Genomic DNA, 20,992 nt, shown 5'->3' on the forward strand with positions numbered 1-20,992 from the left:
ACATCTGGGAAAGATTTACTGATTCATTTATAAATAAATGAATCCATTAACACGACATTTATAAATTCAAAAATCCAATTATTGCAAGCAGTAAATCTATAAGATATCTTTGCTAGCTTTTAATATCTCATATAACATCCAGCGTAATGACCAATCCAGCTAATCTCCAACAATCTAGTGATGTTATAAGTTCAGATCTGGATCATGATAAAAACTCTGATATTAAATTTTCATCTAGCAATACAGCGGCTGCTTCAAACAACAGAAAAGAAGATAACCATCTCTCTAAAGCTGGCATAAAACCATCACAATTTTCTATTGAAGCATTAGAATCTTTATCAACTGAAGGAGTCAGCTTTCAGCAAGGCGATAGCGTTGAACAATATCGTTTTGAACAGTATCTGAGCAGTAAGACATTTTCTCTATCTCCAAATCTGACCTCTCTCCTGACCCCTACCAAGCAACAAGCAAGCTGTTCCAAATGTGGTCAAGTCGGATGCGCATGTTCTTCAAACCAGGCCCAGCCAAACCAGCAAGACAACAATCCTGCATCCAGTGGACACAACCACTATCATGGCAGTACTTCACATACCCATGGATTAGAGGGAGATTTCCCTGTATGGAATACGGCTGGCACTTCAGCTAGTAACGCTCCATCTTCTTCTTTAGCTGTTGGCAACACGTTTCGGCTCCACAGCAATCCTAATGCACAACACACCATTTATTTAGACTTTGACGGACATACGACATCCGGTACATGGTGGAATAATGGAGGTACCATCCGATCCTCAGCGTATGATCGAGATGGAAATAGTTCATCCTTTAGTACGAGTGAATTATTAGAAATTCAGTCTATTTGGCAGCAAGTTGCTGAAGATTTTGCCCCTTTCAATGTCAACGTCACGACCCAAGATCCAGGTGCTGCAGCCTTAAGCAAAACCAGTAGCAGCGACCGTCAATGGGGCGTTCGCGTTCTATTCACTGACAATCGTAACGATCTAGATGGCAGTGCCATAGCCGCCGGAGCCGGAGGAGTAGCCTATATTGGAAGTTTCAACCGGAATGTAGACCAGCCTGTTTTTGTCTTTAATAAAGGAGCTAGAGCTGCTGCCGTCACTGCCAGTCATGAGGTAGGGCATAGCTTATACCTCAGCCATGATGGTATCAGCGGTCAGACTGACTACCACCCTGGCCATGGGAATGGTGCCACCAGCTGGGGAAGCATTATGGGTGCGCCTTTTCAGGAAAGCCTCACACAATGGAGTAAGGGAGATTACTACAACGCCAGTAATAAAGAAGACGATCTTGCTCTGATCACCACTAGGAATGGTTTTGGTTACCGATCCGATGACCATGGTAATAGCCAAGGTAATGCTTCAGCATTATCCCTAAATAATGCCGGTCAAATGAGTGCATTCGGCACTATCGAAAGGAATACAGATGTTGACTATTTTTCCTTCACGATAGGAACAGGCGACGTTTCCTTTACAATTACTCCTACATCCAAAGCCTTCGTTGGGAATGGTAGCGGTGGCTATGCCACTGAATATTTAGATGCTCAAGGCGCTAACCTCGATATCTGGGCAGGACTATACAACTCCAATGGCACGTTGTTAGCATCTTCTAACCCGAGCAATCTATTAACCGCAAGTTTAGACTTGTCCTTGACTGCAGGAACTTACTTTATCCGCATTGATGGTGTGGGCAAAGATAATCCCTTAGTCAGTGGATCACAAGGCTATTCTGATTATGGCAGTTTGGGCCAGTATTCCATCCTTGGAAGTGTTGAATCACTTGATTCGAGAGTCATTGAAGGGTCAGGGACTGCCTCATTACTCACGACAGCGGTTGGGTATCAAATTCAAGGGCAAGGAGAAACGGCTCAGTTTGTTCGGTTGAATGGAAATGTGGTCAGCGAAAACACCTTCTCTGGATGGTCTGCGATTGGTGTAGAAAAATTAGGGCAAGGCTTTCAACTACTGTGGAAAAATGTTGATGGCCGCTATTTAGACTGGCGGGTAGATGCGAAGGGTACATATCAAAGCTCTCAAAGTATCAGTCAAACAGAACTCACCAACTTAGAGACCACTTTCCTGCAAGATCTAAATGGCGATACACAGGTGGGGTGGGCTTCAACTGCGATAGAAGCAGTGGGGACTGCCTCATTACTCACGACAGCGGTTGGGTATCAAATTCAAGGGCAAGGAGAAACGGCTCAGTTTGTCCGGTTGAATGGAAATGTGGTCAGCGAAAACACCTTCTCTGGATGGTCTGCGATTGGTGTAGAAAAATTAGGGCAAGGCTTTCAACTACTGTGGAAAAATATTGATGGCCGCTATTTAAGCTGGCGGGTAGATGCGAAGGGTACATATCAGAGCTCTCAAAGTATCAGTCAAACAGAACTCACCAACTTAGAGACCACTTTCCTGCAAGATCTAAATGGCGATACACAGATGGGGTGGGCTTCAACTGCGATAGAAGCAGTGGGGACTGCCTCATTACTCACGACAGCGGTTGGGTATCAAATTCAAGGACAAGGAGAAATGGCTCAGTTTGTCCGGTTGAATGGAAATGTGGTCAGCGAAAACACCTTCTCTGGATGGTCTGCGATTGGTGTAGAAAAATTAGGGCAAGGCTTTCAACTACTGTGGAAAAATGTTGATGGCCGCTATTTAAGCTGGCGGGTAGATGCGAAGGGTACATATCAGAGCTCTCAAAGTATCAGTCAAACAGAACTCACCAACTTAGAGACCACTTTCCTGCAAGATCTAAATGGTGACCAGAGAATTGAGCAAGCTGCTCCCGCTTCTAATTTAAGACACAATGATTTGTTGTTAGGTGGACCTAGTAATCAGATGCTGGTGGGGAGTGCTAGGAATGATTTTCTAATACAAGAGGACAGCTCAAATCCATTTATTTTGCTGAATATCACGGATGGTATTGATACGATTACTAACTTTATACCTGGTAAAGATTTGATTCAGATTTCTGCTACAGATTTGGGCTGGGATGTTGGGGGTGATATACATTTAGCGAGTGAACAATTTGGATTAGGGGTTGGCGCAACCACTCATCAGCAACGTTTTCTGTATGATCAACTGTCAGGATATTTACGCTATGATGCTGACGGTATAGATAGCATCGCTTCTATCCATATTGCCACTTTTAGCTCAAAGCCTGAGCTGTTTCATCAAGATATTCAACTGGTGCTCTAAGGTGAGCTATTTTCCAGTGGGTTGACAATCCTTACATCATTAAGTACTAAGAAACGCAAATTTCTAAAGAGTCAATCTGGCAACTTGTAACAGTCGTGCTACCCTGTTGGCAATTCTAATTATCTTGTCTTGGAATTAGCTTTCCCTAGAAGTTCGCCACATTAGTTCGACCAAAGTAATTTGTGTACGTAAAACAGCTAGAGCTTTCTCACTTCAAATCCTTTGGTAGCACCACTGCCATTCCTCTATTGCCAGGATTTACAGTCGTCAGTGGGCCAAATGGATCGGGTAAATCCAACTTATTGGATGCCTTATTATTTGCGTTGGGACTAGCGGGATCAAGAGGGATGCGGGCTGAGCGTCTGCCTGATTTGGTGAATCATGCCCAAATTAAGCGGGGACATGCGATCTCAGAAACCCGAGTCACAGTCACGTTTGAACTCTCCCCCCAAGAGCTGGAAGAGTTAGCAGCAGCAGAAGCCGCTGAGGCAGAAGAAGCGGAACGACACACCGATACCAGCACCGTATCAGTGATACCAAAACCGGATACGGAAACCAATCTTGCTCCCAATGAATGGCAGGTAACCCGGAAGCTACGGGTGACCAAACAAGGCACTTATACATCCTCCTATGCCATCAATGGTGAGTCCTGTACCCTCACCCAGCTCCATGAGCAGCTCAATCGCCGTCGGATTTATCCCGAGGGCTATAACGTCGTTCTCCAGGGGGACGTCACCAGCATTATTTCCATGAATGCCCGCCAGCGGCGAGAAATTATTGATGAGCTGGCCGGGGTAGCAAACTTTGATCGGCGCATTAATCAGGCCAAAGACAAACTAGATGCGGTTAAGGAGCAGGAAGAGCGTTCTCGCATCGTTGAGCAGGAACTGAATGATCAGTGCGAAAGACTCGCCCGCGATCGCATCAAAGCCGAAAAGTACCAGAAACTGCGCACCGAACTGCAATCGAAAGCGGCCTGGGAAGGGGTATTGGCCTGGCGCGACTTACAAGCTCAGATTGACAAGAAGCAAAAACAGCTGGCCACAGAACAGCAAACCCAAGCCAAGCTGGAGATCGAAGCAACCACCCTCGCCACAGAACTAGAAGAAATCTCCCAGAAGCTGGAAACCCTCAATGCCCAAGTCAAAGCGTTAGGGGAAGAAGAACATCTCGCCCTCCAAGCTCAAATTGCCACTCAGGAAGCCGAACTCAAGCAGCTTCAGCGCCAACAGGGGGAGCTAGAACAATCCCAAGAGCAAATTGCCCAATCCATCCAAAATACACAACAGCAACTGCAAACGCTCCAGGCCGAGATTCAGCAGGTTGGGGAACAGCGACAAACCTTGGAAACCACAGAAATTCCTCGATTAACCCAAGCTCGTAATCAGGCCCAGGAAGCTCTGGATACCACCCGACAGCAGGCTCAAGCCATTGCCCAATCCGCCGATGCCTGGATCGAACAGCAGTCCCACCTGAATCAGCAAATTAAAACGGTGCTGCAAGCCTTGGAACCCCAGCGGGCCGAACAGGCTCAACTGCAAGAGCGGGTCCAGCAGTTAGACCGCCAAAGCGATCTGCAGCAGCAATCGGTAGAGCAAATCGCCCAAGAGGTGACGGAAACCCAAGTACAGCTAGAAACAGCAGAAGCTGAGGTCTTGCAACGGCAAGAGCAGGTGCAAGATTGTGCCGGTGCGATCGCAGAAATCGATCACGACATCAATACCCAACAAGAAACTCAAAATCGGCTGCTGCGGGAACAACAGGAGAAACAGCGTCAGCTTGATAAGCTAGAAGCTCAAGAACAGGCTCAGCAAGAAGTCCAGGGCACCCATGCCACCCATATTATTCGCAAGGCTAAGTTAGCAGGGGTCCACGGTTTAGTAGCCCAACTGGGGCAAGTGGATTCTCATTATCAAACCGCCTTAGAAGTCGCAGCAGGCGGTCGCCTCGGCTGCTTAGTGGTCGATGATGACGCTGTTGCCTCCGCCGGAATTGAACTGTTAAAGCGGGAGCGGGGTGGGCGAGCTACCTTCTTACCCCTGAATAAAATGCGGCCTCCGAAGGGACTGCCGTCGTTAACCGCCTCGGGAGCCATCGATTTTGCCATTGAACTGATCGACTTTGACCCCATCTATGAGCCGATTTTTGCCTATGTGTTTGGCAATACCGTCGTCTTCAAAACCCTAAGTGATGCCCGTCGCCATATCGGCAAATACCGCATGGTCACCTTAGATGGCGAACTGCTCGAACCCACTGGAGCCATGACGGGCGGCAGCCGCAATCGCCATAACACCCTCCATTTTGGGACCGGCGAAGCAGGAGAATCAGCCGCCATTATGGCTTTGAAACAGCGCTTGTCGGAAATTGCCACCCTACTCCAGCCCATTGAAAACAAAATCGAGCAGACTCAAGCTAAGTTAGCCAGCAAACATCAAGAGCTGAGTGGCTTACGGCAACAGCATCGTGAAGCTCAGCTCAAAACCGAGCAGTTGCAAAAAGAACTCAAGGTATTGGCGGATCGCCAAGCCCATCTGGAAAAACAGCGACAAACCTACGGCTCGGACCTCAAGGGTGCACAAGATCGCCTCCAGACCCTACAAACTGATCTCCCCCAACAAGAAACTGAATTAGAACAGCTGCGGGAAGCTTTAGAAGAGCTGGAGCAGTCCCAAACCCATGGCGAATGGAAAACCCTGCAAAACCAGATTCAGGGCCAAGAATCCATTGTGGCTGGACGCGAACAGGCCCTGCGCGAGGTCCAACAACACATTCAAGAGCTAACCAGCCAGCAAGAGCGTCTGCAAGAGAAACAAGAGCAGGCGGAAGTAACGTTGCAAACCCTACAGACCCAAACTGAAACCCAGGCTACTCAAAAAGCCGAAAATCAGGACCAGCAGCAGCAAATTGAAGCCACCATCGCCACTTTGCGCACCGAGTTAGCCAAATTAGAAGAGCGCTTAGGGAGTGAGAAACAGGAGCGCGATCGCGTCGAAAAACACTTACAAGAGCGCACCGCTGCCCATCAGCAACTCCTCTGGCAAATTCAAAAAACCCAGGATAAACAGCAAGAGCACCAAGACCTCATTCAGCAGCTACAAACCCAGCTGCAAGCCAAAGCAACAGAACTCCCCGATCCCTTACCGGAAATTCCTGAGGACCTAACCCTAGAGCAGCTGCGCGAGGAATTGCAAAAGCTGCAAAAGCGCCTCCAGGCCATGGAGCCAGTAAATATGCTGGCCATCGAAGAGTATGAGCGGACCCAAGAACGCCTGGTTGAGTTAACCGAAAAACTGACCACCCTAGAATCTGAGCGCACGGAACTCCTGCTGCGCATTGAGAACTTCCGTACCTTACGCTATCAATCCTTTCGCGAAGCCTACGATGCCATTGACGTCAATTTCCAGAGTATCTTCGCTGAACTCTCCGATGGAGATGGGCATTTACAGCTAGACAACCCCGAAGATCCCTTCCAGGGCGGCCTCAATCTCGTGGCCCACCCCAAAGGCAAGCCCGTCCAGCGCTTAGCCTCTATGTCCGGGGGCGAGAAATCTCTGACCGCTCTGAGCTTTATTTTTGCTCTGCAGCGCTATCGGCCGTCTCCCTTTTATGCCTTTGATGAAGTCGATATGTTTCTAGATGGGGCCAACGTAGAACGTCTGTCCAAAATGATTCAGAAACAGGCCAAGCAGGCCCAATTTATTGTGGTCAGCCTCCGTCGTCCCATGATTGAAGCTTCCGATCGCACCATTGGCGTCACCCAGGCTCGCGGCACCCATACTCAAGTGATTGGTATGCAACTACGCCCGACGGTGACCGAACCTGCTACCCCTGTAGAAGCCTCATAAATTAGCATTTATTCTAGACGCCTATTGCTTCGATGCTTCTGGTTCAATATCTCGTTCCGTTTTCAGCCAGCGCGTTTGGGGCTGGACAAAAAACTTGAAGTATATCGGCAATTTCCACAGAAGATAGACCGGAATAACAAAGAGCGTCGAGACGGGCAAATCTTCTCGTCCAACACTGAACCAGGCTGCACCTAAGGCAAGACTGAGGCAACTACCCATCAAGGTCAACACCAAGAGAGGGAGCCACGAGACGAGGCCTAGGATCCAGAACAGGCTAGAAAGACTGAACGCTAACAACCACAACAACACTAGCAGGGATAACGGCGGGACCGATAAGTCCAAAGCCAGCATCACAAGATCCAGTCGTTTCTGGTGCCATGCTTCCCTTAGCAGCTTAGGAACCTGGGTCAGAATCACCTCTAGATGGCCATGTTCCCAGCGAGAACGCTGGCTTTGAGCCGCCTGGTTTTGCATCAGCCGTCCGGTGACTCGGCCCGTGGTTATGTAGGTTGGAGTATGACCTGCGATCGCAAGATCGATCGTCAGCTGCATATCATCCACACACTTACTGCCCGCCAACGGGGCCTGCTGCAAAATAGTCCAGGGAAAGGCCATCCCCGACCCTGCTAAAACACAGGGATAGCCCAGCTGGGTAATCCCAACCGACCGCACCCAATTCCGCACCTTAATAGCAAAAACAGAGATGCGATCGGTGATACCACTTTCCGCTCCCACATCCATCAGATAGGTCGCCTGAATCGGGCACTGTTGCTGCACCACTTGCTGAGCCAATCGGGTAATCGTTCCTGGCATCAACTGACAATCAGCATCAACAATGATAACCACCTCAGGAGGGTTCGCCTGTATATGCTTCACTGCATAATCTAGGGCATATCCTTTGCCCGGACAGTTCGCATCCTCCCGCTCTAGAACCGTAACCCCACAGGAGCGCGCGATCGTCGCTGTCTGATCCGAACAATTATCCGCAATAACTATAATTTGAGAGGCCTCTGCAACTTGCTCTAACAATCCATCCAGAGTTGCCCCAATATGATCCGCCTCATTATGAGCTGGCACCAGAATATTGAGGCTGAGGGGAGACATCACCTCTTCCTCATCCACCTCCTGATGCCGGATAGTCGCAGCTCCAACTAAACACTCAATACAAAAGACAAGACTGGGAATGCCAAGGAGTACAGCACTACCCCACAGCAAAATATTACTAAACAGAGAGACCAACCGACTCAACAACACAGTAATTTCGCCTTACGCATGAGGACTAACCAGTCTGCTATTGCAGATAAGGCTTATCCCTAGTTTTCCCTGGATGCTCAACCTAATTTTCTCTTATGCCAAGGACTTGAACACCCGTCAAACCAAGGCATACCTTACTGCCGAGGACTGACCCTGAAAATATCAAACTCATCCTCTAATTCTTCTGCATCAAAATAGTCATCATCAATATATTCTTCCTCAGAGCCGCCACTTGCATCTTCTCCAGAAAAATTAGAAACCAGTCCCAAAATAGGCAACCGCGAAGCCTGGAGATCTTTCAACATTTTGATCAAACTAGACTGCTGTGTCTTACCAATCCCCACCACCATTAACAATCCATCCGCATTGATCGATAAGAAATTTGCATCTGCATGCCCCTGAAGATAGGGCGTGTCATAAATGACTAAATCAAACGTACTCTGGAGTTGTTCCATTAAATACTTCATTTGATTGGAGGCCGAAGACTTATTAGCCTTTGACCCCGTTTGTCCCGCAGTCAGCAACGACAGGTTCTTCTGATAGGGCACCCGTTGAATCAACTCATTCGGATCCAGGTTGCGATCGATCACATCACTCAATCCCTCCGCATTGGGCACACCTAAGCGGGTATGGAGTTGGGGAAACGCCATATTGGCATCTACTAGCAACACCCGTTGTCCCATGCGGGCAGCAGACTGGGCCAGATAGAGAGCCACGGTGGTCTTGCCATCCCGAGCTGCCACAGAGCTGATCACCAAGGACCGTACAGGGGGTTCGATCGGCAAAAACCGGATCTTGGTATACAGGGCCTCTGCTGCTTGCAAAAAGGCTTGGTTTTGATGATTCGCCACAGAGGCTTCCCCAAACTCACTACCATTGGGGTTCTTATCGATGGCTTCAATGGCTTGATTAAACGGTAAACTCCCCAATAAGGGCAACCGAGTTTGATCCGTTAAATCATCAATACTAAAAAAGGCATCTCGGTGTTTCTCTCGCAAGAGTGCAGCGCCTAACCCTAGCAAAAAACCACCAATCACACCCAAGGCAATTTTTTTAGTCCGACTTTGCTCCGGCAAGACCAAGTTACCCTCATCATCGGTTCTGAGCTGTGGTTCCGTCGGAATTTGCCAAGGGATTTCTCTTTGCGCAGCTTCAACTTTTAAAGCTTCTCGTTTTAATAACAGCTGATTCAGAGTTGTAGTAAGTAGATAGCCAGAAATATTTACATCATAATAAGTGGTTTCAGTTCAGTTGATAGCGAATAGCTTGTAGCCCAATGAAACAACGTTTTATTCAGGGATTGAGCCCAGAGACCATCCATTTACTCAGCCGGATTCATCGCCATAGTTATCACCACCAAGTCCGTCAACGTGCCCATTGCATTCTGTTGAGTTTTGAAGGGTTCAATGTCACAGAGTTAATGAGCATCTTTGCCGTCACCCGAAAAACGGTTTATACCTGGTTAGATGATTGGGACAACCACTGCTTAGTGGGTCTGTATGATCAGCCAGGCCGGGGCCGTAAACCTAAGTTGAATGACGTGCAGAAGGAGCAAATCCGAGCGTGGGCAAAAATGACTCCGCATAACCTCAATGCTGTGTTGGCCAAGATCAAAGAAGCCTGGAACATAGCGGTGAGCAAAACCACCCTCAAGCGCATCCTCAAATCATGTTCCATGAGCTGGCGTCGTCTCAGGCGGGTCGTTGCAGGCCAGCCAGACCCAGTGGAGTATGAAACCAAACGTCATCAGTTAGAGGTCTTGAAGCGCCAAGAGGAAAAAGGTGAGCTGGACCTGAGATATCTCGATGAAAGCGGGTTTTGCTTAGTGCCGTATGTCCCCTATGCTTGGCAGGAGAAAGGGGAAACACTAGGACTTCCCAGTCAACGCAGCAGTCGATTCAACGTGTTGGGGTTGATGAATCGGCACAATGACCTCACTTCCTATGTGTTTGACAAGAGTATTACCAGTGCTGTGGTGGTGGCCTGTATCGATGATTTTAGTAGGACCTGTGATCAACACACGGTTGTGGTGATGGATCAAGCCAGCGTCCATAAAAACGCTGAAATTGAAGAAAAAATTGAGGACTGGAAAGCCAAGAATGTCGAAATTTTCTGGCTACCTACCTATTCACCGCATCTGAATTTGATTGAGATTTTCTGGCGTTTTATGAAATATGAGTGGATTGAATTTGCTGCCTACAAGTGTTTAGGCAGCCTGAGTCTGTACATCGACAAAATCCTTAAGGGCTTCGGAAAAGATTATGTAATTGATTTTGGATAGGTACTTATCAATTTCTAGCTGACGACTCAGTTGCTCATACTTACGCTTTACGGCAGGGAATCGGCGCAATTGCGCATCCACTGTAGCAGCCGCTTGGACCGATGCCTGATTGCGTATTTCTAAGACTTGAATTTCATTCAACGTGTCGATCATTTGCTGACTTAACGAGCGTTGAATAGAATTTTGAAACTGAGGTAAAGCATTCGCACCAGACGAACCAGCGCGACTTTGGCTGACAAGCTTACGCGTCTCCTGGTTCAATAAAGCCTGCAGATTTCTTTGGCGTTCTCGTAATTCTTGAACCACCGGGTTGGCATCTGTAAAACGAGCTCGTTCTTGCGCCAACTGAGTCTCAATTTGCTTCAACTGATTCAGCAACTCTTGATAACGTGGATCTTCACTGAGAGACGATGCAGCAATCACTTGATTGGGTGCTAACCCTAGCTGTTTCTGCAAATTGGCATACAGTTTTTGCTGGGCTCTTAAATTCCGTTGGGTTTCTAACCGCTGAGTTTCTAGTTCCCTCGCTTGCTTCGCTAATTCAACCCCTTCACTATCCAAATCGCTAATGCGCTCTTGCTGTTGGAGGGTTTGCAACTGCCCTTCCAAACTGTTGACCCGTTGCCTCAGCTCTGGTAGTTGTTGCTCAATAAAAGCCACCCCACCTCCAATACGGCTTTTACGATCTTCAAGACTGTATTTGAGATAGCCGTTGGCCAATTGTTCCAGCACGTAGATAATTTTGACGCGATCGGCTGATTCATAACTGACTCGAATCAGCTTGGTTTTCTCAAACTCGTCCTGACCGATGCGCTCAACCTTCATATCTTTCAGCAATTCGTTGTAGCTGACTGGATATTTCGATTCAATTTGCTTCAAAATTCCCGCCAAGACTTTAGGACTTCTGAGGACTCGAATTAGCGTTGAGTAGTCTAGCCCTTCTTGATTGGGAATATTGCCATCACGAGACAACACAGAAGGATCGGTCAATCGACCCGTTTCTGTCACTGGCTCCACTAACAGCTGAAACTCCCCTTCATAGGTTAAGGGGCGACTCAGAACTAAATAAATCGTCAACCCAGCCACTAAGATGTTAATCCCACCAATCAGCAATATATTGCGACGAATCAATCGCCACAAGGGCCGAACGTTGAGTCCTTGCTTACCAGCAGACTGATGATTCTCTGGACTTCCTAGAGGCGTATACTCTGACTGCTCATAAGCCTGCATCAAAGATAAGGATTGTTCATCAAGTTCAGATTTCATCGTGACCTCAAAGGAGAAGGCTCAGGACCCTACATACATCAAAATACTAACTTGCAAATCGATTAGGGAATGAATTCACGAGCCTGAGTCGGTTCTTGCACACCATATTTTAAGATTTATCTGCTGTTTCCACGCCAAATTACATCAACAATTAGAGTCTTTCTGGAGAGAATATTTTTTTGATGAGTTCGACAGTACTGTTCTCTCCCGTGGTCTCTTGCGTTTGAGAGACAGAACTGTCTTTGCTGCTTAATAAATAGTATAACGAGGTATTTTCAAGAGCGTAAAATAGCTACAGTTGCTAAAAGCCTTATGGCTCAAGACTTTTCACCTTGCCTTCAGTCAAAGAGCCCATAATGAAAAATTTTAATTCTCGCAGAAAATATTTTATTTAAACTTCTATAATTTATCCCACCCCATACCTCATAAGTCCCTCACACTCTGAGAGTAGTTTTGTGACAAGATATTTTATTGAGTGCGGCAGCAGGGTATAAATTATTCAGTGAATCTAACTTCTTTTTCCCTAAGATTCATATTAAAATTTCCCTATTCAAAAGAATCTTTTCATTTGATTTCTCTTGTGTTGCCACTTTTATTTTCTTTGGCTATCCTTATGGAGTGTAATTTAGATCACAGCATTTCTTGTTTCACAAAACGGACTTGCGGGGGCATCCTAAAACCTATATTTTCTAAAAGCGAGAGCACTCATGGATAAATTAATGAGAGTGGCCAGATTATCGGTTTTGGTTGGTGTTGTCTCCCTTTGCCCAACAATTGTTATCACCCCAGCAGCTTCTGCAGAGTCTATTTCGCCGACTACTGCCGTAGGACAAGCTCCTCAAAATTACGGTATCGTTCGGTCAGCAGGCCTCAACACCCTGGAAATTAGACATTTAAGTGGGGGTTATCAGACATACTCGGTTTCCAGTGATTTAACCGCTTCCATGGCTTTAGGCCCAGGAGACTTTGTAGCCTTTAATGCGGATGCCAACGGCACACTCACCCAACTCCGTCCCCCTCGAATTGCTCGCATTTTTGAAGGAACGATTTCTAACATTCAAGGCAATCAGATTACGATTGTTGCACCGGACGGTTCATCGTTGACAACAACCGTTGCCGCCAATTCCGTGAATCGGCTAAAGCTATCTCTTGGAACAGGCTTAAGCGTGACTCAATACGAAGGCATTAGTGCCACGAAAGTATGCTGCATTTCTAAGTTTACACAACAGCCTCCAGTGGTCGTACCTCCGGAACCCGCGGCTGAACCTCCTCAACCTATCCCAGCCTTATGGTAAACTCACTCCTTCTCAACACCTCAAACAACAGCTGGCTCCTTCGAGGTCCGTCCCTTGATCCAGCTATAGCTCTTCTTCAGATTGATCCTGGGGAAATAGGGAGTAAACGCAAATGAACAACATTAATAAACATCCATCTCAAACGATTGGCCTCGCCATCACCCTAGCGGGTGTTATGCACACACTGCCCCTACACGCCGCGCAACTCAACTTTGATCAATCAGAAACCGAGGGCAGTCTAACAATACCCAACGCTATTAGTAATTGCACCCAAGAGTCTGATCCAAATTTGACATCCCAGTCTAATCCAGAGATCTCCAATCCATCCCAAACCTTGACACTGGGCTCCACTCTTATTGCTGACAATCGTGCCACGGCAAATGATGCTGGTTTGTTCACGTCCGAATCATCCTTAGTCGCTCAATCGGTCATAGATGATTGCTGTGTTGTTGGAGACACAGCAATTGGTGGCCCTTCTGCTTTTGAAGATGCTGCATTATGCGGTCTGGGTGGCGTACCTCCAACCGGGGGGGCTGCACCGGGTGGCTTTCCTTTTCCTGTACTAGCCGCTTTAGCACCAGCAGCAGCTGTTCCCTTGATCGCAACAGGTGGAGATCCAGAACCCACTCCAACACCAACACCTACTCCAACGCCGACACCCACACCTACTCCAACGCCGACACCCACTCCTACTCCAACGCCGACACCCACACCTACTCCTACCCCGACACCCACTCCAACACCGCCTCCCACCAAGCCTCCAGAAAAAGTACCTGAGCCATCTACAATGGCTGGACTGCTGATTGGCGGTGCTATCTTCGGCATCTACAAACGGAGAAAGAAATCAAAAGACTAGTGACGCCAGCTTGACTCCTTAAGCAAATAGCGACGGCCTAAAAAGACCGTCGCTATTTGCTCAAATTCAGCTAGGTAGTATTGAATCTGCCTATTTACGCCACTTAGACGTACATAGAATTTTGGAGTGATCGCACCGATCTTTATACTTCGCTGCAATTTCAGTTACTTCTTTCATCAGGCCAACATCTAACTTCGTCGGTTGCAGACCTAAATCCATAAAGCACTTATTCTCAACAAATAATTCGTTTTCTGCTGCCTCTGTTCTGGGATTTTCTAAGTAGTCAATCTTAGCCCCAGTAATATCTGCAATAATCTTGGCCAAATCCCTCACCCGGTGGGTTTCAGTCATTTGGTTAAATATTTTGACCCGCTCTCCAGCTTCAGGGGGGTTCTCAACGGCTAGTTGAATACATTTAACAGTGTCCTGAATATGAATAAATGCTCGGGTCTGACCGCCCGTACCATGCACTGTTAAGGGGTGGCCAATGGCGGCCTGCATCAGAAATCGGTTCAGGACAGTCCCATAATCACCGTCATAATCAAAGCGATTAATCAGGCGTTCATCCTGCTTTGTATCTTCTGTATTCGTTCCCCAGACTACACCTTGGTGCAAGTCGGTGACTCGAATCTTGTCATTCTTGTTGTAGTAGTAGAAGAAGAGCTGATCCTGGGTTTTGGTCATGTGATAAACACTGCCCGGATCCGCAGGATAGAGGATTTGCTTTTCAACCACCTCACCGGTATCAATCACCACCTGAACATCAAGATAGCCTTCAGGAATCTTCATGCCAGCAGTACCATAGCCATAAACGCCCATGGTGCCCAGGTGAACCACATGGATATCCAGGCCAGATTCAACGATGGCGGCTAAAACGTTATTGGTCGCATTGAGATTGTTATTAACCGTGTAGCGCTTTTGCCGGGATGACTTCATGGAATACGGTGCAGCCCGTTGCTCAGCAAAATGCACAACCACATCAGGGCGATAGGTGCAAAACAGATTTAAGAGCCGATCGTATTCCGCCGCGATATCGAAGTTATAGAACTGAATATGCTTGCCTGTTATGTCTTGCCAGGTTTTCAGGCGAATCGAAATCGGACTAATGGGGGTTAACGAGTTGGTCTCCAACTCATTATCAATGTTGCGCCTGGATAAATTATCCACAATGACAACATCATGGCCAAGTTTGGATAGATGTAGCGCAGTTGGCCAGCCGCAGAACCCATCACCGCCCAATATTACAATGTTCATGCTTTGTCCCTAAACCGAATGTCTCAATTACAGACGAGAATTTGAATCTTCAGAATTGCTGGTCAGTCAACGACACACCCTTTTCAGCAACCGTTAGATACGCTACCCGTTTATAACAGCTTCATAGTCTTTAAGAATATCTCAAATCGGGGACCATCACGATTTGGGGTTGTGACAATGCTCAGATCGTATTTTGGCCAACCGCTGGGATAAGGTGAGTCTTACAAATAATAAGGTTCAGTTTCTAGACCTCACATGGACTTTAGGCTTTAGGCATGATGAAATTGGCAAAGCTTAGCTCGTTGACCTTATTCCACTGGTAAACCTTCTCGCGAAAGGCTTTCCAGGGTTCGTAGATCTCTTTAAAGCTAGCCTCTTTTGCCGCGTTCTCCTCATAGATCTCAAAGGAGATTTTTTGGGCGGCTTGCAGGATATCGTCGCTATAGCGAGTGAGTTGCGTCCCCCCTGCCACTAACTGAGAGATAACATCACGGTTTAAGGCATCATAGGCGGCCAACATGTTGATATTGGCTTCGTAGGCCGCCGTTTTGAAGATTTCTTGGTATTCCTTGGGCAATTTATCCCAAGCTTGGCGATTGACTAGGACATCGAGGGTAGGACCAGGTTCCCACCAGCCGGGATAGTAATAGTATTTGGCGGCTTTTTGTAAACCGAGTTTCTGGTCATCATAGGGTCCCACCCATTCTGCGGCGTCGATGGTGTTTCGTTCTAAGGCCAGAAAAATATCGCCACCGGGCAGGACTTGCACATTGACTCCTAGCTGCCGCATCACTTCACCCCCTAAACCAGGGATCCGCATTTTGAGTCCTTTTAGATCGCTAGCCGTTTTGATCTGGCGTTTGAACCAGCCGCCCATTTGCGCTCCCGTGTTACCCGCCGGGAAGTTAATGACGCCAAAATCTGCATAAATTTTTTGCATGGCTTCCAGACCACCGCCATGATAGAGCCAGGCATTTTGCTGCTGGGCAGTCAAGCCAAAGGGAACGGCAGTGGCAAACCCCAGAGCGGGGTTTTTACCAATGTAGTAGTAACTAGCGGTATGACCACATTGGACACTACCGGAGCGAACCGTGTCTAAAACTTCTAAGGGTGGGGCAATTTCGCCCCCCGGTGAGACCTGAATTTGAAACCGACCATCGGTCATAGCATTGACGCGATCGCTAATGGTTTTGGCACCGCCATAGATCGTGTCTAAGGATTCTTGCCAACTGGTGGCCATCCGCCAGCGGACTCGGGGTAGGGAACCGGAGCTAGTCGTAGAGGAACGCCGACAGGCCGCGAGGGTGGTGGTTGCGATCGCACCCACGGCCGAATTTCGTAATAAATTGCGTCGTTTCAACTGTTCGCTCCTCAACCCTACAGGGGCCATCTCGCTAAGCCTGCTATCAGAGGACTTTCGGCAAATCTTCCGAGAGATAACCGCCTCCAATCCTACCGATAAATGAATCCGCTGCTGGAAAACGCAACAGAATGTTGCCATTCCTTCCCAATTTCCCTGATTTTTTAGGCAGAGGAGTAAATCAAGACTGTCGCTTCATGCAACGGTAGGGGAACTCTAGGGCCATAAATTGACTTGTCTCTGGTAGCAAGATGTCGAAAAGGCGACGATACCGACCGTTTTTAATTCTTTTTGCGATAGGAATGTTCCTAGGATGCTTAACTGCCACGCATCCTAGACTGATCGCCAATCCTCACTTATTCCATGCCCAAGCTTACTGGACTCCGACGGTTACCCAGACGGTCAATCAAACGTCCTTGGCGGGAACCTGGGAGTTTCAAGCCGATCCGCAGCCCCCGGCAGACAAGCTAGTGCTACAGCCAAGTGGCCCAGATCTCCCACCCCTACCGCAAGGACAATGGCAAAAGATTACCGTGCCCTCCAACTGGTATCTACAGGGGCAAGATGCATCGGGGGTGGTTTGGTATCGCCATCAATTTCGCGCTAACGATCGATGGCGTCGAAAGATTACCCGCCTCGTTTTTTCGGGGGTGGACTACACCGCCGATGTTTGGCTAAACGGACAATATTTAGGGTTTCACGAGGGCTATTTTCAGCCCTTTTCCTTTGATGTGTCTAAGGCCCTAATGTTTACAGGTCAGAATGAATTATTAGTCCGGGTCAATAGCCCCTTGGAGCCTGAAGGCCAGGATTGGTCCCTGCGTAAACGGTTGATTAAAGGCATTTTTAGCCACCACGATACCCGTCCGGGTGGGGCATGGACCGATCGCGGCCAGGAGAAAAACACCGGGGGTATTTGGGCACCCGTATTTTTGCAAGTCTCGGATCAAGTCGCCATTGAAACACTTCAAATCACCCCGGAGTTAGATACCGACCATCAACAGGCAACGGCCAAGGTGGATCTGGTGGTCAACTCTCCAGGGCTGGGCAAGACCACTCTAGATGCCCATATGAAGTTAGAGCCAGAGAACTTTGAAGGGGTACCGATTGGCCCCATTCAAGTGCAGCGAACCCTGCATCAAGGGGCCAATCACCTAAAGCTAGAGGTTCCCGTAGATGACCCGAAACTCTGGTGGTCTTGGGAGCATGGAGACCCCAATTTATATCGCCTCACGGTACAGTTAGCCGATGGCAATCGGCTCCTGGATAAGGCTTCTGATGTGTTTGGATTTCGCACCATTCAGTTTGACCCGACAGAAAAAATCTGGCGACTGAATGGTCGCCGCCTATTTTTGCGAGGCACCAATTACATTGCCACCCAATGGCTGAGTGAAATGACGCCGGACAAATACCAGACGGATATTGACCTGATGAAAGCGGTCAATATCAATACGGTGCGGGTTCATGCCCATGTGATCGGCAAGGAGTTTTATGAACTGTGCGATCGCAACGGCGTATTTATCTGGCAAGACTTCCCCTTGCAGTGGGGCTACGAAGATACGCCCCAATTTCTCAAAGAAGCCACCCGCCAAGCCAAGGACATGATTGGTTACCTTTACAACCATCCGTCGATTCTGGCCTGGAGTCTGCATAATGAGCCACCCTGGGATGCGGACTGGATGAAGTATAAGTACGAGTCCTATAATCCAGAGCAAAATCGCGAGCTAGATGCCAAACTGTTTGCCAATCTCCAAGGAGAAGACCCGACCCGTCTGCTCCATCCCGTATCTACCGTCGGGGAGCATCCCTGGTGGGGCTGGTATTCCCACACGATGTATAAATATGCAGAACCAACTACAGAAGCGATTATTTCCGAATTTGGCGCTCAAGCTTTACCCCATATAGATTCCCTGCGGCGCATCTTTACGGAGGACGAGCTATGGCCGGATACAGAAGCGGAATGGGATAAGTGGCTCTATCACAACTTTCAACGCCATGAAACCTTCAACATTGCCAAGGTGCCCATGGGCAACACCACCCAGGAGTTTATCGACAACACCCAGCAGTACCAGTCCCAACTGATTCAGTTTGCCGCCGAAGCCTATCGTCGCCAGCGCTATCAGCCCGTTTCATCCATTTTTCAATTTATGTTTGTGGAGGATTGGCCGTCCATGAACTGGGGCATTGTCGATTACTGGCGACAGCCTAAGCCCGGCCATGAAGCCCTGAAATGGGCCTATCAGCCGGTCTTACCCAGTATTGCGTGGCCGCAACTCACCTGGACCTTGGGAGAAACGGTAGAGCTGGAACTCTGGGCCATCAACGATTTGTGGAAAGACTATCCAGAGGCCATCTTTACCTATGCCCTGCGCCAGAATCAACAACGCCTTAAATCCGGTCAAAGTCGGATTAATTTGGCTGCCGATAGCAGTCAGCCTGTAGATAAGATCTTTTTCCAGCCCCAGAACTTGGGTAGCTACACCGTCACCGCCACCCTCAAGGATCGGCTAGGAACGGTCTTGGGAGAAAACCAGTTTGTGTTTGATGTGATTGATCGGGGGGATCAAACCAATGAGTCGACGTCGTAAGTTACGGACGCTATTGATCTGTTTTATCGCCTCAGTCGCCTTAACGATTGGGGTGGCTAAGTGGGTCTGTAGCCAGCAGCTCGCCGAGGACTTTGCACCTAAAATTGTGCTCAACCAAGTTGGGTATCGCGCTAACTGGGACAAGGTGGCCTTTTTACTCAATGCAGAAGACAATGCACCTATTACAACCAACGTCATTGACCGTCAATCGGGGAAAACAGTGGCTACGATCCAGCCTGGGCCCGCTGAATTGGATGAACAGAGTCGCGATCGCATCCAAACCCTAGACTTTTCCAACTTCAAACGATCCGGTGAATACTACCTGCAAGCGGGCGACTTAAAATCAGTCCCTTTCCAAATTGGCCAGGATATCTATCAAGACACCTTTACCAAGCTCCTACGCACCTATTATTTACAGCGCTGCGGCGTCGCCATCTTTGATCCAATTACCGGAATTTATCACCCTCCCTGTCATCTCAAAGATGCCGTAATCGCCCATGATGACGCCTTTCACAAAGCGGGCGATACAGTGCAAAGCCAAGGAGGGTGGCACGATGCAGGGGACTACGGCAAATACGTGGCGACCACAACGGTCACTATCGGCAGCTTATTCAGTCTGTACGAGCAATATCCCCAAAACTTTACTGACGACCAGTTAGATATTCCCGAAAGTGGCAACCAGCTCCCCGACTTGCTAGATGAGATGAAAGTCGGGCTAGACTGGCTGCTCTCCACGCAGCGCCAAGATGGTGGGGTCTATCGCAAGCTTTCAGGCAAGGAATGGCCCATTGGCAAAGCCCCCGATGAAGACAAACAAACTCGCTACCTGTACGGCGTGTCTACCCCTGAAACCGGGAAATTCGCCGCAGTGATGGCCATGGCCGGTCGGATTTACAAGGACCCCCAACAGGCCAAAACCTACCTAGATGCCGCTCAGCTAGCCTGGGACTATTTGCAGACTCAAGACCAAATGCAAGAAGGCTGGATTGACGGCGACGATAGTGGTTCTGGTAAGTATCTCCTATCTGAAATTGACATCGAGGACAGTTTGAAAACGGACATTGACGATCGCTACTGGGCCGCCGCCGAATTATTTCTGACCACTGGAGACTCAAAGTTTGAGCAATATCTGGTGGACCATTTCGATCAGATGCCCTTTAACCTCTACGAGTGGAAGGATGCCTCCACTCTAGGCATGGTCGATTATCTGTTCTATGCCAAGGCGGACCCCAACCAGCTCAAACCTCAAATTCAGCAAAAGCTTCTAGACCGTGCCGATCAAATTATGGGGCGGGTCGAAGGAAGTGGCTATCGGCTAGCCAACCATCGCTTTATTTGGGGGTCCAACAAAATGACAGTCGAAGAAGGCATTACCTTAGTCCATGCCTATCACCTCACCCAAGAGCAGAAATATAAAGAAGCCGCTCTCGATCAGCTCCACTACATGATGGGTCGCAACCACTTTGATCAAACCTTTGTCACGGGGGTGGGTACTCATCCTGTGGCAAAGGTGAACCACCTCTTTGCCAGAGCGAAGCAAATCAACATTCCGGGTTTAGTGGTCGGAGGGCCTAATGATGGAGCCCAGGATAATATTGCCCCCAAAGGGTTAGGCATTCGCAGCTATCTCGACAGCGAAAAGTCCTATGCCACCAATGAATATGCCATTGACTACAACGCTCCCCTGATCACTCTTTTAGGAATGCTGTTGGAGACGTCTTAACTGAACTCTTGCAACAACTCCTTGAATGCCAAAGGCCATAACACAGCATTCTTCC

Annotated in this window: 12 protein-coding genes; 7 read left to right on the plus strand and 5 right to left on the minus strand. The window is 48.3% G+C overall.

Annotated elements, in window-relative coordinates:
- The first annotated feature begins 146 nt into the window (after nucleotides 1-146).
- Both AM1_RS37585 and smc read left to right on the plus strand, forming a co-directional pair.
- On the plus strand, nucleotides 147-3,215 hold the full coding sequence (locus AM1_RS37585; RefSeq protein WP_012163249.1) for a zinc-dependent metalloprotease family protein: 3,069 nt from the start codon (nucleotides 147-149) through the stop codon (nucleotides 3,213-3,215).
- 182 nt (nucleotides 3,216-3,397) lie between these two features.
- A complete protein-coding gene (gene smc, locus AM1_RS12705) occupies nucleotides 3,398-7,060 on the plus strand; it encodes a chromosome segregation protein SMC (protein WP_012163250.1) in 3,663 nt (1,220 codons plus the stop codon).
- Nucleotides 7,061-7,081: 21 nt separating this feature from the next.
- On the opposite strand, the gene AM1_RS12710 is transcribed toward smc, so the two are convergent.
- Nucleotides 7,082-8,314 (minus strand): glycosyltransferase family 2 protein, encoded by a 1,233-nt coding sequence (locus tag AM1_RS12710; protein ID WP_012163251.1) that lies wholly within the window; start codon nucleotides 8,312-8,314, stop codon nucleotides 7,082-7,084.
- 134 nt (nucleotides 8,315-8,448) lie between these two features.
- The gene (locus AM1_RS12715; protein ID WP_187152936.1) at nucleotides 8,449-9,390 is read right to left on the minus strand and encodes a CpsD/CapB family tyrosine-protein kinase; all 942 of its coding nucleotides are present in this window, start codon (nucleotides 9,388-9,390) and stop codon (nucleotides 8,449-8,451) included.
- 200 nt (nucleotides 9,391-9,590) lie between these two features.
- Here AM1_RS12715 and AM1_RS12720 point away from each other — a divergent pair, with 200 nt between their 5' ends.
- Nucleotides 9,591-10,595: an IS630 family transposase gene (locus tag AM1_RS12720; RefSeq protein WP_012163122.1), complete on the plus strand. Its 1,005-nt coding sequence runs from the start codon at nucleotides 9,591-9,593 to the stop codon at nucleotides 10,593-10,595.
- Here the strand turns inward: AM1_RS12720 and AM1_RS12725 are convergent.
- Nucleotides 10,521-11,861 carry a GumC family protein gene (locus tag AM1_RS12725; RefSeq protein ID WP_012163253.1) on the minus strand — a complete coding sequence of 447 codons (1,341 nt, stop codon included), beginning with the start codon at nucleotides 11,859-11,861 and terminating at the stop codon, nucleotides 10,521-10,523. The two genes, AM1_RS12720 and AM1_RS12725, sit on opposite strands and share 75 nt — an antisense overlap.
- Before the next feature lie 707 nt (nucleotides 11,862-12,568).
- Here AM1_RS12725 and AM1_RS12730 point away from each other — a divergent pair.
- Together AM1_RS12730 and AM1_RS12735 are read left to right on the plus strand one after the other, a co-directional pair.
- Nucleotides 12,569-13,156 carry a hypothetical protein gene (locus tag AM1_RS12730; RefSeq protein WP_041659793.1) on the plus strand — a complete coding sequence of 196 codons (588 nt, stop codon included), beginning with the start codon at nucleotides 12,569-12,571 and terminating at the stop codon, nucleotides 13,154-13,156.
- 112 nt (nucleotides 13,157-13,268) lie between these two features.
- Nucleotides 13,269-14,012: a PEP-CTERM sorting domain-containing protein gene (locus tag AM1_RS12735; protein WP_012163256.1), complete on the plus strand. Its 744-nt coding sequence runs from the start codon at nucleotides 13,269-13,271 to the stop codon at nucleotides 14,010-14,012.
- Between the two features lie 90 nt (nucleotides 14,013-14,102).
- On the opposite strand, the gene AM1_RS12740 is transcribed toward AM1_RS12735, so the two are convergent.
- Both AM1_RS12740 and AM1_RS12745 read right to left on the minus strand, forming a co-directional pair.
- Entirely contained in the window at nucleotides 14,103-15,266 is a 1,164-nt protein-coding gene (locus AM1_RS12740; RefSeq protein ID WP_012163257.1) for an NAD-dependent epimerase/dehydratase family protein, read from the minus strand.
- Nucleotides 15,267-15,528: 262 nt separating this feature from the next.
- Nucleotides 15,529-16,626 (minus strand): TRAP transporter substrate-binding protein, encoded by a 1,098-nt coding sequence (locus AM1_RS12745; RefSeq protein ID WP_012163258.1) that lies wholly within the window; start codon nucleotides 16,624-16,626, stop codon nucleotides 15,529-15,531.
- A gap of 251 nt (nucleotides 16,627-16,877) precedes the next feature.
- Here AM1_RS12745 and AM1_RS12750 point away from each other — a divergent pair, with 251 nt between their 5' ends.
- Together AM1_RS12750 and AM1_RS12755 are read left to right on the plus strand one after the other, a co-directional pair.
- Nucleotides 16,878-19,214 (plus strand): glycoside hydrolase family 2 protein, encoded by a 2,337-nt coding sequence (locus AM1_RS12750; RefSeq protein WP_238549243.1) that lies wholly within the window; start codon nucleotides 16,878-16,880, stop codon nucleotides 19,212-19,214.
- On the plus strand, nucleotides 19,198-20,937 hold the full coding sequence (locus tag AM1_RS12755; protein ID WP_041659795.1) for a glycoside hydrolase family 9 protein: 1,740 nt from the start codon (nucleotides 19,198-19,200) through the stop codon (nucleotides 20,935-20,937). The genes AM1_RS12750 and AM1_RS12755 overlap by 17 nt, the downstream gene beginning before the upstream one ends.
- Nucleotides 20,938-20,992 lie beyond the last annotated feature (55 nt).

Origin of the sequence: Acaryochloris marina MBIC11017 (genome assembly GCF_000018105.1) — a bacterium.
In the GTDB taxonomy this organism is placed as follows: Bacteria; Cyanobacteriota; Cyanobacteriia; order Thermosynechococcales; family Thermosynechococcaceae; genus Acaryochloris; species Acaryochloris marina.